Source organism: Streptomyces sp. NPDC000134 (assembly GCF_042899225.1).
GTDB lineage: Bacteria > Actinomycetota > Actinomycetes > Streptomycetales > Streptomycetaceae > Streptomyces.
The window spans coordinates 180,847-194,744 of the sequence record NZ_JBIAZN010000013.1 but is presented as its reverse complement, the minus strand read 5'-3'; the positions used below and the strand labels follow the sequence as shown (position 1 = coordinate 194,744).

Here is a 13,898-nt window from a genome sequence, read left to right as displayed (position 1 = left end):
GACGCGGCCCCGCCCGGGGCCCCTCGTCGGGACCCGGGCAGGGCGCAACAGCTCGAGTGGTGACCGATCTCCCTACCCAGAATGACCTGGGCGAGGTTCGGAGGGTCTGCGGCCGGTGCCGCACTCTCAGCGCTGTGGCGCTCCCCTGTCGGAATATGAAGATGTCGGACGCGAAGACGCCCGGTACGGAACCGACCGGACTCTTACGTCGGTCAGGTTACCGCTCGCCGGCGGCGAGCTGCCCACACGCCCCGTCGATCTCCTGACCGCGGGTGTCCCGGACGGTCACCGGCACACCGTGGGCGGCGATCGACTCGACGAACGCCTTCTCGTCCTCGGGCCGCGAGGCGGTCCACTTCGACCCGGGCGTCGGGTTCAGCGGGATCAGGTTGACGTGCACGGGCTTGCCCTTGAGCAGCCTTCCGAGCCGGTCACCGCGCCACGCCTGGTCGTTGATGTCCCGGATCAGCGCGTACTCGATGGACAGCCGGCGCCCGGACTTCGCGGCGTACTCCAGCCCGGCGTCCAGCACCTCGCGGACCTTCCAGCGGGTGTTCACCGGCACGAGGGTGTCGCGCAGCTCGTCGTCGGGGGCGTGCAGCGAGATGGCCAGGCGGCACTTGAAGCCCTCGTCGGCGAAGCGGTGGATCGCGGGGACGAGGCCGACGGTGGAGACGGTGATGCCGCGCTGGGACAGGCCGAGGCCGTCGGGCTCGGGGTCGGTGAGGCGGCGGATGGCGCCGACGACCCGGTTGTAGTTGGCCAGGGGCTCGCCCATGCCCATGAACACGATGTTGCTCAGCCGCGCCGGGCCGCCGGGGACCTCGCCGTCCCTGAGCGCCCGCATCCCGTCGACGATCTGGTGCACGATCTCGGCGGTCGACAGGTTCCGGTCGAGACCGGCCTGTCCGGTGGCGCAGAACGGGCAGTTCATCCCGCAGCCCGCCTGGGAGCTGATGCACATGGTCACCCGGTCCGGGTAGCGCATCAGCACCGACTCCACGAGGGTGCCGTCGAACAGCTTCCACAGCGTCTTGCGGGTGGTCCCCTCGTCGGTCGACAGATGCCGCACGACGCTCATCAGCTCGGGCAGCAGCGCCTCCCGGAGCCGGCCGCGCGAACCGGCGGGGATGTCGGTCCACTGCTCCGGGTCGTGCGCGTAGCGCGCGAAGTAGTGCTGGGAGAGCTGCTTGGCACGGAACGGCTTCTCGCCGGCCGCGGCCACCGCTTCCTTGCGCTCGGCGGGCGAGAGGTCGGCGAGATGCCGCGGCGGCCGCTTCGCTCCGCGGGGCGCGGCGAAGGTCAGCTCACCGGGGGCAGGACGGGCCACGGTCGGACAACTCCTCAAGACGACGGGCCTGTGGCAACCCCGCGGCGCGGGGACGACGGCAGGGCCATGCCGGAGCCAGGAGACCTCACAGGATCGCCCCCGCGTCGGCGGGGACGAGGAAAGGGCCCGCGGCCAGACGCCACGAGCCCTTCCAGCGTACCCGACCGCCGTCAACCCGAGCCGACGAAGATCACCAGCAGCAGCCACACCACCGGTGCGGTCGGCAGCAGGGAGTCCAGGCGGTCCATGATGCCGCCGTGGCCCGGGAGCAGCGTGCCCATGTCCTTGATACCGAGGTCGCGCTTGATCATCGACTCGCCGAGGTCGCCCAGGGTGGCGCTGACGGCGACCGCGAGGCCCAGCAGCAGCCCCTGCCACCAGGCGCCGTCGTCGATCAGGAACTGCGTGCACAGCGCGCCCGCCACCATCGCGAACGACACCGCGCCGAGCAGGCCCTCGCGGGTCTTGCCGGGGCTGATCCGCGGCGCGAGCTTGGTCCGGCCGAACCGCCAGCCCACCGCGTACGCGCCGGTGTCGCTGACGACCGTCAGCACCAGGAAGGTCAGCACCCGCCGGGGCCCGTCGTCGGCCGTCAGCATCAGGGCGACGAAGGTGGCCAGGAACGGCACGTAGAACGCGGCGAACACGCCCGCGGTGACGTCCCTGAGGTAGCCCTCGGGCGGTTCCGTCATCCGCCACACCAGCACCGCCAGCGCCGTGAGCGCCATGGCGACCCACGCGCCCTCGGCGCCCCGGACGTAACCGGCGACGACCATCGCCGCGCCGCCGACCGCCAGCGGGACGAGCGGCGCCTTGATGCCCTTGCGCTCCTCCAGCCGCTTGGTCAGCTCCCACAGGCCGACCACGACGGCGACGACGACGACCGCGACGAACACGGCCTTGACGACGAACAGCGACGCGATGATCACCACGCCGAGTCCGAGGCCGACCCCTATCGCGGCACCCAGGTCGCGCCCCGCGGTCTTCTTCTGCGGCCGGGGCACCGGCTGCGGGGCGTCGGGCATGGGCTCCGGATTCCGCGGCGCCGCCTGGTACGGCCGCGCCGCCGGGACGTCGTCGTGGAACGCGGGGCCGCCCGGCCGAGCGGCCCCCCGGTCCTCATCCTGGTCTCCGCCGTGTTCGGGTACGTCGGGCACGATGGGCATGGGGCGAGTCTGCTGCGCGTAGGGCGCATCGTACGCGGGACCCGCCGGGGCAACCCCCTGGACAGGCCCCTGGTCGGACGGCCCCCAGTACCCGGTCTGCGGCGGCGCCCCCCAGGAAGAGTCGTTCATCAGACCTCGAGCAGCTCCGCTTCCTTGTGCTTGAGGAGTTCGTCCACCTGGGCGACGTACTTCGAGGTGGTGTCGTCGAGCTCCTTCTCCGCACGGCGGCCCTCGTCCTCGCCGACCTCGCCGTCCTTGATCAGCTTGTCGATGGCGTCCTTGGCCTTGCGGCGCACCGCGCGGATGGAGACCTTGGCGTCCTCGCCCTTGCTCCGGGCCACCTTGATGTACTCGCGGCGGCGCTCCTCGGTCAGCTCGGGGAACACCACGCGGATGATGTTGCCGTCGTTGCTCGGGTTGACGCCCAGGTCGGAGTCGCGGATGGCCTGCTCGATGTTGCGCAGGGCGCTCTTGTCGAACGGCGTCACCACGGCCATGCGCGGCTCCGGCACGGAGAACGAGGCCAGTTGGTTGATCGGCGTCGGCGCGCCGTAGTAGTCGGCCACGATCTTGTTGAACATCGCCGGGTGCGCACGGCCGGTGCGGATCGCGGCGAAGTCCTCCTTGGCGACCACGACGGCCTTCTCCATCTTCTCCTCGGCCTCGAGGAGGGTCTCTTCGATCACCACTTGCTCCTGCGTGTCTTGAGTAGGCCCGGCTGCGGTTCCTCGTCGGGGCGGCGGCCGGCTGCGTCGCGTCTTCTTCTGCACGGTTCCCGACCGGCAGGACATTGTCCATCCCCCGGCGGGGCCCCGTGGTTCATCCGGTCAGGCCCGGCTGTCCTGCTCACCCACGAGCGTGCCGATCTTCTCACCCTTGACGGCACGGGCGATGTTGCCCTCCTTCAGGAGTTCGAACACCACGATCGGGAGCTTGTTGTCGCGGCAGAGCGTGACCGCCGTGGCGTCGGCGACCTTCAGCTCGCGGGTGATGACCTCGCCGTAGCCCAGGGCGTCGAACTTGACCGCGTCCGGGTTGGTCTTCGGGTCGGAGTCGTAGACCCCGTCCACGCCGTTCTTGCCCATGAGGAGCGCCTCGGCGTCGATCTCCAGGGCGCGCTGGGCGGCGGTGGTGTCGGTGGAGAAGTACGGCATGCCCATGCCGGCGCCGAAGATGACCACGCGGCCCTTCTCCAGGTGGCGCACGGCGCGCAGCGGGATGTAGGGCTCGGCGACCTGGCCCATGGTGATGGCGGTCTGCACGCGGCAGTCGACGCCCTCCTTCTCCAGGAAGTCCTGGAGGGCCAGGCAGTTCATGACGGTGCCGAGCATGCCCATGTAGTCGGAGCGGGCCCGGTCCATGCCGCGCACCTGGAGTTCCGCGCCGCGGAAGAAGTTGCCGCCGCCGATGACGATGGCGATCTGCGCGCCGTCCCGGACGACGGCCGCGATCTCGCGCGCGATGGCGTGCACCACGTCGGGGTCGACGCCGAGGCCCCCGCCGCCGGAGAACGCCTCTCCGGACAGCTTCAGCAGGAACCGGCCGCGTACTTTGCCGTCGTCGCTCTTCTCGGCCTTGGTGGTCATCGCAATCTCACTTCTTTTCCTTGGCGCACATACGAAGAAGGCCACTGCCGGTGGGGTGCTGGCATCCCATGCGCGGCAATGGCCTCCTCGTCAGTTCTGCAGCCGCCCGCGTGTGACGCGGGCGGGTGCTGTCGACCCTACCGGGGTCGTGCGTCCGTCGCGGTACGGACTCAGATGCCGACCTTGATGCGCGAGAAGCGCTTCAGGGTGACACCGGCCTCGTCCAGGACCTTCTGGACGGACTTCTTGTTGTCCAGCGCGTACGGCTGGCCGAGCAGCGTGGCGTCCTTGAAGAAGCCGTTGAGGCGACCCTCGACGATCTTCGGCAGGGCGGCCTCGGGCTTGCCCTCGGCGCGGGTGGTCTCCTCGGCGATGCGGCGCTCGGCCTCGACGATGTCGGCCGGGACGTCGTCCTTGGAGAGGTACTTCGGGGCGAACGCGGCGATGTGCTGCGCGATGCCCTTGGCGACCTCGGCGTTCGGCTTGTCCAGCTCGACGAGGACACCGATCTGCGGGGGCAGGTCGGGCATCGTGCGGTGCATGTACGCGGTGACGAAGCCGTCGGCGAACCGCGCGAAGCGGTCCAGGACGATCTTCTCGCCGAGGTTGGCGTTGGCCTCGTCGACGTACGCCTGGACGGTCTTGCCGGGCTCGATCTCGGAGGCGAGCAGGGCCTCCAGGTCGGCCGGGGCGGCCTTGGCGACGTGCTCGGCGATGGTCTTGGCGACGTTCTGGAAGCGGTCGCCCTTGGCCACGAAGTCCGTCTCGCACTTCAGCTCGACGAGGACGCCGGAGGAGTTGTCGTCGGCGATGATCGACACGACCGCGCCGTTCTCCGCGGAGCGGCCCTCGCGCTTGGCGACGCCCTTCTGGCCCTTGATGCGGAGCGCCTCGACGGCCTTCTCGACGTTGCCGTCGGCCTCGTCCAGCGCCTTCTTGCAGTCCATCATGCCGGCGCCGGTGAGCTCCCGGAGCTTCTTGACGTCGGCGGCGGTGTAGTTCGCCATGATTCTGGAATCTCTCTCGAAGTCCGAAGATCTACGGGTCGGACGGCGGAGGCCGCTGGGCCCCCGCCGTCCGGCACCCGAAGGGGGTGAGGGGTCAGGCCTGCTCGGCGTCCGCGGCGGGGGCCTCGGCAGCCGGGGCCTCGGCAGCCGGGGCCTCGGCGGCCGGCGCCTCGGCGGCCTCGGCCGGCTTCTCGTCCTCGGCAGCCTCCGCGGCGGGGGCCTCGGCGGCGGGAGCCTCGGCGTCGGCCGGGGCCTCCTCGCCCTTCTTCTCGCCCTCGAGCAGGTCGCGCTCCCACTCGGCCAGCGGCTCGCCCGCGGCCTTCTCGCCCTTGCCCTCGGTGGCCACACCGCTGCGGGCGATGAGGCCCTCGGCGACGGCGTCGGCGATCACGCGGGTGAGCAGGGTGACGGAGCGGATCGCGTCGTCGTTGCCCGGGATCTTGTAGTCGACCTCGTCGGGGTCGCAGTTGGTGTCGAGGATGGCGACGACCGGGATGTTGAGCTTCCGGGCCTCGCCGACCGCGATGTGCTCCTTCTTGGTGTCCACGATCCAGACGGCGCTGGGCACCTTGGACATCTCGCGGATACCACCGAGGGTCTTCTCCAGCTTGGCCTTCTCGCGCGAGAGCACGAGAAGCTCCTTCTTGGTCAGACCGGACGCGGCGACGTCCTCGAAGTCGATCTGCTCCAGCTCCTTGAGGCGCTGCAGACGCTTGTAGACGGTCGAGAAGTTGGTGAGCATGCCGCCCAGCCAGCGCTGGTTGACGTAGGGCATGCCGACGCGGGTGGCCTGCTCGGCGATGGCCTCCTGCGCCTGCTTCTTCGTGCCGACGAACATGACCGTGCCGCCGTGGGCGACGGTCTCCTTGACGAACTCGTAGGCGCGGTCGATGTACGACAGCGACTGGAGCAGGTCGATGATGTAGATGCCGTTGCGCTCGGTGAAGATGAAGCGCTTCATCTTCGGGTTCCAGCGACGGGTCTGGTGACCGAAGTGGACGCCGCTCTCCAGCAGCTCCCGCATCGTGACGACGGCCATGGCCGTTTCTCCTTGTGTTTCTCGGTTGTGCCGCGGAAGCCGGACGGCTCCCGCGCCTGACGCCCGCGATGCGCCGTGCCACGAGGGACCGAGGGGCGCTGATACGTGCCGTCGACCGGCCGCGTATCGGGGCGTGCGAAGTCGACCCGGTGACCCGGATCGCCACCAGAAGTGTACGGGACCCGGGGAGCGCCGGGTGACGCCGCTGTCCACAACCGGCGCGTGGTCCACAGCCCCGGGCGGCACCCGGCGCCCGTGCGGGACGGTTGCGCCATGCGAGCGCGACGAAGGCGATGGACGCGGACGGGGTGCTGGGCCGCCCTGCTGTTGATCATGACGGCCCTCCCGGGGGCACCGCCGGCGATGGTGACGGCCGCCGACGGCGGCGGGCCGGGCGTACCGGTCCCCGCCGTGGCGCGGCTCTGGCCGACCGGCGCGCGTCCGGTGGTGGTGCGTGGCTGGGAACCGCCGGCGACCCCGTACGGGCCGGGGCACCGCGGCGTGGACCTCGCGGCCGTCCCGGGGAGCCCGGTCCGGGCGGTGGCGCCGGGGCGGGTCGCCTTCGCCGGGCGCGTGGCCGGCCGGGGCGTGGTGTCGGTGGAGCCGGCGGGGACGGGCGACCCGCCCCTGCGGACGACGTACGAGCCGGTGCGGGCCTCGGTGCGCGAGGGCGCGGAGGTCACGGCGGGCGAGATCGTCGGCACGCTGGAACCCGCCACCGCCTCCCACTGCCCGGACGGCTGCCTGCACTGGGGCCTGCGGCGGGCCGGTGCCTACCTCGACCCCCTGGCCCTGCTCCCGCCGTGGCTCCTGACCGGCGGCCCGTCGAGACTGCTGCCGGTCCTGGGAGTACCCCTCCCGCCCCGGCAGCCGTGACGACGGCCGGGGGGCGGGCGCGGGGCCGGTCAGTCGCCCCGGACCCCCCGGAGCACCATCGACACCGCCGCTTCGGTGATCGTCTCCGGCGGCTCGGCGGCGCCCAGCTCGGTCCGGCGTACGGCCGCGTCGACGACGCCCTGGAGCAGCATCGCCGCGAGCCGGGGTTCCGCGTGGCCCATGTCCGCGAGCGCCTCGACGATCATCGCGACCAGGCCGCCGTGCGCCGCGCGGATCTTCTCCCGGGCGCCGGCGTCCAGCTCGCTCGCGGAGATGGCGACGACCGCGCGGTGGCGCCGGTCACCGACCAGTTCGAGCTGCTTGCGGACATACGCCTCGACCTTGGCCGCCGGCCGGTCCGCCGCGGCCATCGCCGCCTCGACCTCCGCCGCCCAGACGGGGAAGTCGACCGCGCACAGCTCCTCCACGACCGCGGCCCGCGACCGGAAGTACTCGTACACGGAGGACCGCGCGAGTCCCGTCCGCTCGGCCAGCGCGGGGAAGGTCAGCGCCTCCGTCCCGCCCTCGGACAGCAGGGAGCGTGCCGCGTCCAGCAGGGCGGCACGCTGCATCGACCGGTGCTCGGCCACGGAGGCCGCTCGAATCCTTGGCACGTCAACCACTGTACGGACGCCTCACCCCGGGCGGGAGTCACCCGGCCCGGCCGGGGGACGGCCCGGCCGGCTCAGCGGCCGAATCCGGCCAGCTTGGCGCGGAGTTGCAGGACCGACTTGGTATGGATCTGGCTGACCCGACTCTCCGTGACGCCCAGCACATTGCCGATCTCGGCGAGGGTGAGCCCCTCGTAGTAGTAGAGCGTGACGACGGTCTTCTCCCGGTCGGGCAGCGTGTTGATGGCCCGTGCCAGGAATCGGCGCAGCTCGCGGTCCTCGGCCACCTCCACCGGGTCGTCGGCGGTGGTGTCCTCCAGCGTGTCCATCAGGCTGAGCCGGTCCCCGCCCTCGCCGCCGACGTGCAGCAGCTCCTCCAGGGCCACCACGTTGGCCAGCGACAACTGGCTGAACACCGCGTGCAGTTCGTCGACCGCGATGCCCATCTCGGCGGCCACCTCGCTCTCCGAGGGGGTCCGTCTCAGCCGGGCCTCCAGCGTCGCGTAGGCCCGCTCGACGTTGCGCGCCTTCTGCCGCACGGAGCGCGGAATCCAGTCCAGTGCCCGCAGCTCGTCGATCATCGCGCCCCGGATGCGGGTGATCGCGTACGTCTCGAACTTGATCTCCCGGTCGATGTCGAACTTCTCGATCGCGTCGATCAGCCCGAACACCCCGGACGAGACGAAGTCCGCCTGCTCGACGTTGGGCGGCAGCCCCACGCTCACCCGTCCCGCCACGTACTTCACGAGGGGCGAGTAATGCAGGATGAGCTGCTCACGCAGTTGCTCGTCCCCCGTCGTCTTGTACGACCGCCACAACTCGTCGAGCGTCGAGGGAGCGGGCGGCCGGACGCTGGCACCGTCGCGGGCGGCTGGGGGGATGGCCGCCCGGTCGGGCCCGGAGGTGTGCTGGGGCATTCGTCGCCTTGTGCCGTTCTGCCGTTTGGTGGTGCTGCTGGGAGCCGTGGGTCAGGTGTCCGTCGGTGCCTGTTCTGTGCGGGGGTCCTCGTGAGCGTAGCGTGACTGGGCTGTGGCAGTGAGCGAAGAAGGGACGCCGAGGATGCGCAGATACGTTCCTCTCGACGCTCCGCGGAGTCACGGCCGATCGCTCAGCGTGATCACTCGAATACCTCAACTGCGGCTAATCCAAAGGGCGTCGGGGTTCCCCCGGACGGCCGAACACGCTCGGTCAGCAAGGGCTCCCACCGGTGCGACCGGAGATCATCGCCTGGCGTGTCAACCTCCAGCCGTCGTCGTGTCGTTCGACGTAACCGAGTGCTCGAAGTTCGTACAGCTTCGCGATCGCGTCGTCCTGTGTGGTCTGGGCGCGGCGCGCGACTTCGGCCGGCCGCGCGGCTCCGTCGCCGGGGAGGGCGGCGAGCACCTGCCGGGCGCGGGTCTCCAGCAGGTCGGTGGGGAGCACGGGACCGCGCCGGACCGGGGCCAGCTCGCCCATGGCCCCGACCAGCTCGACGACCTCGGCGGCGTCGGTGACCAGCACGGCGCCGCCCCGCAGCAGTTCGTGGACGCCGGCCGACCGTGCGCTGGTGGCCGGTCCGGGCACCCCCATGGTGTGGCGGCCCAGGCGCTGTGCCGCCCGAGCGGTGACGAGGGAGCCGCTGCGGTGGGCGGCCTCGACGACCACCGTGCCCCGGGTGAGCGCGGCGATCACCCGGTTGCGCAGGACGAATCTGCTCGGGGTGGGGTGCTCGCCGGGCGGCAGCTCGCCGAGCACCAGGCCCTGTTCGGTGATCCGGCGGATCAGCTCGGTGTGGCCGCGCGGATAGGGGCGGTCGACGCCGCAGGCCAGTACGGCGGCGGTGGCGCCGCGTGCGCCGAGGGCGCCCCGGTGGGCGGCGCCGTCGACCCCGTAGGCGCCGCCGGAGACCACGACCCAGCCGCGTTCGGCGAGACCGGCGGCGAGGGTGGCCGCCATGTGGGCGCCGTACTCGGTGCAGGCGCGGGCGCCGACCACGGCGACCGACCGCAGCGCCCACATCCGCAGGCTGGGCCGGCCGCGCACCCACAGGCCCAGCGGCCGGGCGTCCCCGAGGTCGTCCAACTGCCCCGGCCACTCGGCCTGCCCCGGCGCCACGAACCGCGCTCCGGCGGCCCGCGCGAGGGCCAGGTCCCGGTCCGGCTCGGCACCCTCGGCGCGGGCCCGCAGCCCCGCCCACCGGCGCTCGCTCGCGCCGGGCAGGGGCGGCCCGCCCTCCCGGAGCCGCCGGGCCACCTCGCGGACCCCGTGCTCTCGCACCCACTTCCCGGCCCGCTCGTCGCCGGGCTCGACGACCCGGGTGAGGAAGACCCGGTCCAGGAGCCCCTCGCGGTCCTCCCCGCCCGCGCTCATGGCGCCGCCCCGACGGTCATCGGGACGCCGCGCGGCACCCCGGTGCGCAACTGCAGGGCGAGGGCCACGTCACCGGCGCCGGGCCGGTCGTGCCCGGCGAGGTCGGCGACGGTCCAGGCGACGCGCAGTACCCGGTCCAGGCCCCGGGCGGTGAGGGCACCGCGCTCCAGCCCGCGCTCGGCCTCGTCGAGCGCGCCGGGCACGGGATGCCAGCGGCTGCGCAGCTCGCGCCCGGGAACTTCGCTGTTCGTCCGCCAGGGGGTGCCGGCCAGCCGGGCCGCGGCCCGCTCCCGCGCCGTCCGCACCCGGTCGGCGACCGTGGCGCTGGACTCGCCGGGTGTGCCGCACGCGGCCAGTTCGGCGCGGGTGACGCGGTCCACCTCGACCCGGAGGTCGACCCGGTCCAGCAGCGGACCGGAGAGCCTGGCCTGGTAGCGGCGGATCGCCGAGGGCGGGCACTCGCACAGGGTGTCCCGCTGGGTGAAGCGCCCGCAGGGGCAGGGGTTGGCGGCGAGCACCATCAGGAACCTGGCGGGGAACCGTACGACGCCCGCGCTGCGCGCGATGACGACGGTGCCGTTCTCCAGCGGCTGCCGCAGGGCGTCGAGGACCTGCCCGCCGAATTCCGGCGCTTCATCCAAAAAGAGGACACCTCGATGGGAGAGCGACACGGCTCCGGGCCGTGCGATGCCCTGGCCGCCGCCCACCAGGGCCTGCATGGTCGCCGAGTGGTGCGGGGCGCAGTAGGGGGCCGTGTCGATCAGGGGCTTGCCGGGTGGCAGCAGGCCGGCCACCGAGTGCACCGCCGTGACCTCCAGGGACTCCTGGCGGGTGAGCCGGGGCAGCACGGCGGGCAGCCGCTCGGCCAGCATCGTCTTGCCGGCCCCCGGCGGCCCCTCCAGGAACAGGTGGTGCCCGCCGGCGGCACAGACCTCGACGGCCGTGCGCGCGGAGGTCTGCCCCACCACGTCGGCGAGATCGTGGCCGTGGTCGGGCTGGGCGGTCCCGGCGCCGTGCACGCCGGTGGCCGCGCCGGTGCCGGGCAGGCGCAGGCCGGCCAGCAGCGGGTCGGGGCGGCCCGGCTGGTCGGGTTCCTCGTCGGGCACGGGTTCGTCGGCGAGGACGGCGATCAACTGGCGCAGACTGCGCACCCCCAGCACGGAGATCCCGGGCACCAGGGACGCCTCGGTGGCGGCGCACTCGGGCACCACGACCTGCTCGTAACCGGCGTCCGCCGCGGCGAGGACGGCCGGCAGGATGCCCCGCACCGGGCGCACCCGTCCGTCCAGGCCCAGTTCGCCGATCATCACGATGTCGGCGAGCACCCGGGGGTCGATCCGCTCGGCGGCGCCCAGGACGGCCGCGGCGACAGCGAGATCGAAGCCGCTGCCGCTCTTGGGCACGGAGGCGGGGCTGAGCCCCACCGTGAGCTTCTTCTGCGGCCACTGGTTGCCGGAGTTGACCACCGCCGCCCTGACCCGGTCCCGGCTCTCGGTCAGGCTCTTGTCGGGCAGGCCCACCAGCGTGAAGGCCGCGACGCCCGGTTCCAGGTCGGCCTGGACCTCGACGACCACGCCCTCGACGCCGACCAGCGTCACCGAGCAGGTACGCGCGAACGACATCAGGCCACCCCCCGCGCGTGCTCGACGACGGGCGCGCCGCGGCGCGGCAGCAGGATGCCCACCAGATCGATGCGGACACCGCCGGGCGGGGCGCCCCCGTGGGCCTGGACCCAGCGCTGGGCGAGGTCGCGCAGCCGCTCGGCCTTCTCCGGGCCGACCGCGGCCATCGGGTGCTCGAACCGGCCGGTGCGGCGGGTCTTGACCTCGCAGACGACCAGGACGTCCCCGTCGCGGGCGACGATGTCGATCTCGCCGGACCTCCCGCAGCGCCAGTTGCGCTCCAGGAGGGTCATTCCCGACTCGGTCAGCCTGCGGGCGGCGAGCGTCTCGCCGTACTTGCCCAGGGCACTTCGTGCGTTCATGTCGGCACCACCTCCGGCACCGACGATCACGCGATCCGGCCGATCGCGTGGATCTTGGTGAGTTACTCACCGGTTGTGGAAAACCCCGTCACCCCCGCACCGGCCGGCCGACCGCGCCGCCTCACCCGCCGGGAAGCTCCAGGTCGCTCTTGTTCAGCTCCTCGATATTCACGTCCTTGAACGTGAGCACCCGCACCTGCTTCACGAACCGGGCCGGCCGGTACATGTCCCACACCCAGGCATCCGCCATGGTGACCTCGAAGAACACCTCGCCCTGGACCGAATGCACCTGCATCTCGTAGTCATTGGTGAGATAGAAACGCCGCTCGGTCTCGATCACGTATTTGAACAGACCGACGACATCGCGGTACTCCCGGTAGAGCTTCAGCTCCATCTCGGTCTCGTACTTCTCGAGGTCCTCGGCGCTCATGGCATGTTCCCCTTCAGCCGTGCGATCCCACCATTGTGCGCCAGTCCCGTGAGCCGCTAGACGATTTCCGTGTCGAGGGTCACCGGGCCGGCCGGGGGGCCCTCGTCGAGCAGCCTGCGCAGCAGCTCGGCGAGCCTGGTCGGGTACACCGTCTCACGTGCCCGGGTCAGTTCACGGCACGTCCACCAGCGCGCTCCCGCGACGCTGCGCCGCTCCAGCTCGGTCAGCGCGGTCGCGGCGGTCTCCGTCCGGGTGGTCCGGGCCAGGTAGTACCACTCGTCCTGGTCCCAGCGGCGGCCGGCGAACGGGAAGGAGCAGCGGCGCCGCCACAGCACCGGTCCCAGTTCGACCTCGGTGATGCCGGTCTCCTCGGCGAGTTCCCTGCGGGCGGCCTCCTCGCGGGTCTCGTCGCCCTCCACGCCGCCGCCCGGCGTGAACCACCAGTCGTCCGCCGGGTCGTCCGGCTCGTGACCGTGCAGCAGCAGGATGCGGTCGTCGGGGTCGAGCAGCACCACCCGGGCGACCCTGCGCAGCCCGCCGCCGTAGCCGTCCCGCTCCGCCCGCGTGGTGTCAGCGGGCACCGGCGGGCTCCGTCCGGGCGCGGGCGGCGGCCCGCTTGGCGACGGGGCCGTAGGCGGCGCCGCCCAGGATCAGCACGACCCCGCCGATCACCATCCAGGTGACCGCGCGCAGCGGGCCCGGCGAGGACAGGGCGCCCAGTTCCGCGAAACCGGAGGGCCGCTCCAGCATCCCTTCCATCGGCCAGACCACGGCGTCCACCCGGGCGTCCACGGCGGAGCGCGCCACGGTGCCGCCGGCCGCGTCGGTGAGGTGGGCGGTGGAGTCCAGCGAGGTCCGGCGTTCGTCACCGAGCAGGAACAGGCGGCCCTTCGGGACGGTCACGGTCGGGAAGCCGGCGCTCTCGGCCGACGTGCCCGCCGGGAGGTAGGGCTCGTCGATCTCCTCGCCGTTGACCTCCAGCCTGCCGTTCTCGCAGCAGGAGACGGTGTCGCCGCCGACCGCGACCACGCGCTTGACGATCGGGGCGTCGGCCCAGGTGCTGTCCTTGAAGACGACCACGTCACCGCGGCGCACGTCGGCGCCGTCGACGCGCTGGGCCAGCACCCGGTCACCGGCGTCGATCGTCGGCGTCATGGAGCTGGTCGGCACGGTGTACGGCCGGTACACCACCGCCGCCCACGCGAAGCCGCCGAGGAACAGCACCAGCCCCAGCGCGACCGCCAGTCCGGACAGCCGCTGCCCGGCCCGGCCGGCCGCGCCGCCCGTGCCCGTACCGGCCGTGCGCGGGGCCGTACGCGTCGTACTCTCGCCACCCATGGGTCCGCACCCTACCGGGCGGTACCCGACCCGGTCAGCCCCTGCCGGGGCTCACCGGCGGCGGCCGGCCCACGCCCCCGCGCACCGACGGCCCGCCGCAGCGCGCCCGCGCGACAGCGGCCCGGCCCGGCGCATCCGCGCGCCGACGACCCCGCTCGACGCCTGCGCGCCGCGGCGAACCG

General features: G+C 72.6%; 15 protein-coding genes and 1 riboswitch. Of the genes, 1 reads left to right on the top strand and 14 read right to left on the bottom strand.

The window, feature by feature from the left end; genetic code table 11:
• Nucleotides 1-51: 51 nt before the first annotated feature.
• A riboswitch (TPP riboswitch) is annotated at nt 52-157 on the bottom strand.
• 60 nt (nt 158-217) lie between these two features.
• The 6 genes from rlmN to rpsB form a co-directional block, all read right to left on the bottom strand.
• Nucleotides 218-1,330, bottom strand: a complete 1,113-nt coding sequence (rlmN, locus tag ACFY32_RS21270; protein WP_359193451.1) for a 23S rRNA (adenine(2503)-C(2))-methyltransferase RlmN — start codon at nt 1,328-1,330, stop codon at nt 218-220.
• A gap of 170 nt (nt 1,331-1,500) precedes the next feature.
• Complete coding sequence (locus tag ACFY32_RS21265) at nt 1,501-2,625, bottom strand: phosphatidate cytidylyltransferase (protein ID WP_390674950.1); 1,125 nt, start codon at nt 2,623-2,625, stop codon at nt 1,501-1,503.
• Nucleotides 2,625-3,182 carry a ribosome recycling factor gene (gene frr / locus ACFY32_RS21260; protein ID WP_359193457.1) on the bottom strand — a complete coding sequence of 186 codons (558 nt, stop codon included), beginning with the start codon at nt 3,180-3,182 and terminating at the stop codon, nt 2,625-2,627. Before frr ends, ACFY32_RS21265 begins: the two co-directional genes overlap by 1 nt.
• A 141-nt stretch (nt 3,183-3,323) precedes the next feature.
• Nucleotides 3,324-4,082, bottom strand: a complete 759-nt coding sequence (pyrH, locus tag ACFY32_RS21255) for a UMP kinase (protein WP_359193460.1) — start codon at nt 4,080-4,082, stop codon at nt 3,324-3,326.
• A 170-nt stretch (nt 4,083-4,252) separates the two neighbouring features.
• Nucleotides 4,253-5,089: a translation elongation factor Ts gene (gene tsf, locus ACFY32_RS21250; protein ID WP_190206900.1), complete on the bottom strand. Its 837-nt coding sequence runs from the start codon at nt 5,087-5,089 to the stop codon at nt 4,253-4,255.
• Between the two features lie 94 nt (nt 5,090-5,183).
• The gene (rpsB, locus tag ACFY32_RS21245; RefSeq protein ID WP_390674949.1) at nt 5,184-6,128 is read right to left on the bottom strand and encodes a 30S ribosomal protein S2; all 945 of its coding nucleotides are present in this window, start codon (nt 6,126-6,128) and stop codon (nt 5,184-5,186) included.
• Nucleotides 6,129-6,461: 333 nt separating this feature from the next.
• Here rpsB and ACFY32_RS21240 point away from each other — a divergent pair, with 333 nt between their 5' ends.
• Nucleotides 6,462-7,004, top strand: coding sequence for a murein hydrolase activator EnvC family protein (locus ACFY32_RS21240; protein ID WP_390674948.1), 543 nt, complete (start codon nt 6,462-6,464; stop codon nt 7,002-7,004).
• Nucleotides 7,005-7,033: 29 nt separating this feature from the next.
• Here ACFY32_RS21240 and ACFY32_RS21235 read toward each other — a convergent pair whose 3' ends face one another.
• From ACFY32_RS21235 to lepB, 8 genes are all read right to left on the bottom strand, one after another.
• Nucleotides 7,034-7,594 (bottom strand): helix-turn-helix domain-containing protein, encoded by a 561-nt coding sequence (locus ACFY32_RS21235; protein ID WP_359193895.1) that lies wholly within the window; start codon nt 7,592-7,594, stop codon nt 7,034-7,036.
• 95 nt (nt 7,595-7,689) lie between these two features.
• Entirely contained in the window at nt 7,690-8,532 is an 843-nt protein-coding gene (gene whiG / locus ACFY32_RS21230; protein WP_359193468.1) for an RNA polymerase sigma factor WhiG, read from the bottom strand.
• A gap of 271 nt (nt 8,533-8,803) precedes the next feature.
• Nucleotides 8,804-9,964, bottom strand: coding sequence for a DNA-processing protein DprA (gene dprA, locus ACFY32_RS21225; RefSeq protein WP_390674947.1), 1,161 nt, complete (start codon nt 9,962-9,964; stop codon nt 8,804-8,806).
• Nucleotides 9,961-11,586: a YifB family Mg chelatase-like AAA ATPase gene (locus ACFY32_RS21220; RefSeq protein WP_390674946.1), complete on the bottom strand. Its 1,626-nt coding sequence runs from the start codon at nt 11,584-11,586 to the stop codon at nt 9,961-9,963. The genes dprA and ACFY32_RS21220 overlap by 4 nt, the downstream gene beginning before the upstream one ends.
• Nucleotides 11,586-11,948 (bottom strand): YraN family protein, encoded by a 363-nt coding sequence (locus ACFY32_RS21215; protein ID WP_359193476.1) that lies wholly within the window; start codon nt 11,946-11,948, stop codon nt 11,586-11,588. Before ACFY32_RS21215 ends, ACFY32_RS21220 begins: the two co-directional genes overlap by 1 nt.
• A gap of 121 nt (nt 11,949-12,069) precedes the next feature.
• Nucleotides 12,070-12,378, bottom strand: coding sequence for a DUF2469 domain-containing protein (locus ACFY32_RS21210; protein ID WP_014675276.1), 309 nt, complete (start codon nt 12,376-12,378; stop codon nt 12,070-12,072).
• A 56-nt stretch (nt 12,379-12,434) separates the two neighbouring features.
• Nucleotides 12,435-12,959: an NUDIX hydrolase gene (locus tag ACFY32_RS21205; RefSeq protein WP_359193478.1), complete on the bottom strand. Its 525-nt coding sequence runs from the start codon at nt 12,957-12,959 to the stop codon at nt 12,435-12,437.
• Nucleotides 12,949-13,716 carry a signal peptidase I gene (gene lepB, locus ACFY32_RS21200; protein WP_359193481.1) on the bottom strand — a complete coding sequence of 256 codons (768 nt, stop codon included), beginning with the start codon at nt 13,714-13,716 and terminating at the stop codon, nt 12,949-12,951. The genes ACFY32_RS21205 and lepB overlap by 11 nt, the downstream gene beginning before the upstream one ends.
• Nucleotides 13,717-13,898: the final 182 nt, after the last annotated feature.

What these genes read in the sequence shown, in the direction of transcription:
- dprA (WP_390674947.1), bottom strand. Translation starts at nt 9,964, where the DNA reads ATGAGCGCGGGCGGGGAGGACCGCGAGGGGCTCCTGGACCGGGTCTTC.
- ACFY32_RS21240 (WP_390674948.1), top strand. Translation starts at nt 6,462, where the DNA reads ATGACGGCCCTCCCGGGGGCACCGCCGGCGATGGTGACGGCCGCCGAC.
- pyrH (WP_359193460.1), bottom strand. Translation starts at nt 4,082, where the DNA reads ATGACCACCAAGGCCGAGAAGAGCGACGACGGCAAAGTACGCGGCCGG.
- ACFY32_RS21215 (WP_359193476.1), bottom strand. Translation starts at nt 11,948, where the DNA reads ATGAACGCACGAAGTGCCCTGGGCAAGTACGGCGAGACGCTCGCCGCC.
- lepB (WP_359193481.1), bottom strand. Translation starts at nt 13,716, where the DNA reads ATGGGTGGCGAGAGTACGACGCGTACGGCCCCGCGCACGGCCGGTACG.
- ACFY32_RS21220 (WP_390674946.1), bottom strand. Translation starts at nt 11,586, where the DNA reads ATGTCGTTCGCGCGTACCTGCTCGGTGACGCTGGTCGGCGTCGAGGGC.
- ACFY32_RS21210 (WP_014675276.1), bottom strand. Translation starts at nt 12,378, where the DNA reads ATGAGCGCCGAGGACCTCGAGAAGTACGAGACCGAGATGGAGCTGAAG.
- tsf (WP_190206900.1), bottom strand. Translation starts at nt 5,089, where the DNA reads ATGGCGAACTACACCGCCGCCGACGTCAAGAAGCTCCGGGAGCTCACC.
- ACFY32_RS21265 (WP_390674950.1), bottom strand. Translation starts at nt 2,625, where the DNA reads ATGAACGACTCTTCCTGGGGGGCGCCGCCGCAGACCGGGTACTGGGGG.
- rpsB (WP_390674949.1), bottom strand. Translation starts at nt 6,128, where the DNA reads ATGGCCGTCGTCACGATGCGGGAGCTGCTGGAGAGCGGCGTCCACTTC.
- whiG (WP_359193468.1), bottom strand. Translation starts at nt 8,532, where the DNA reads ATGCCCCAGCACACCTCCGGGCCCGACCGGGCGGCCATCCCCCCAGCC.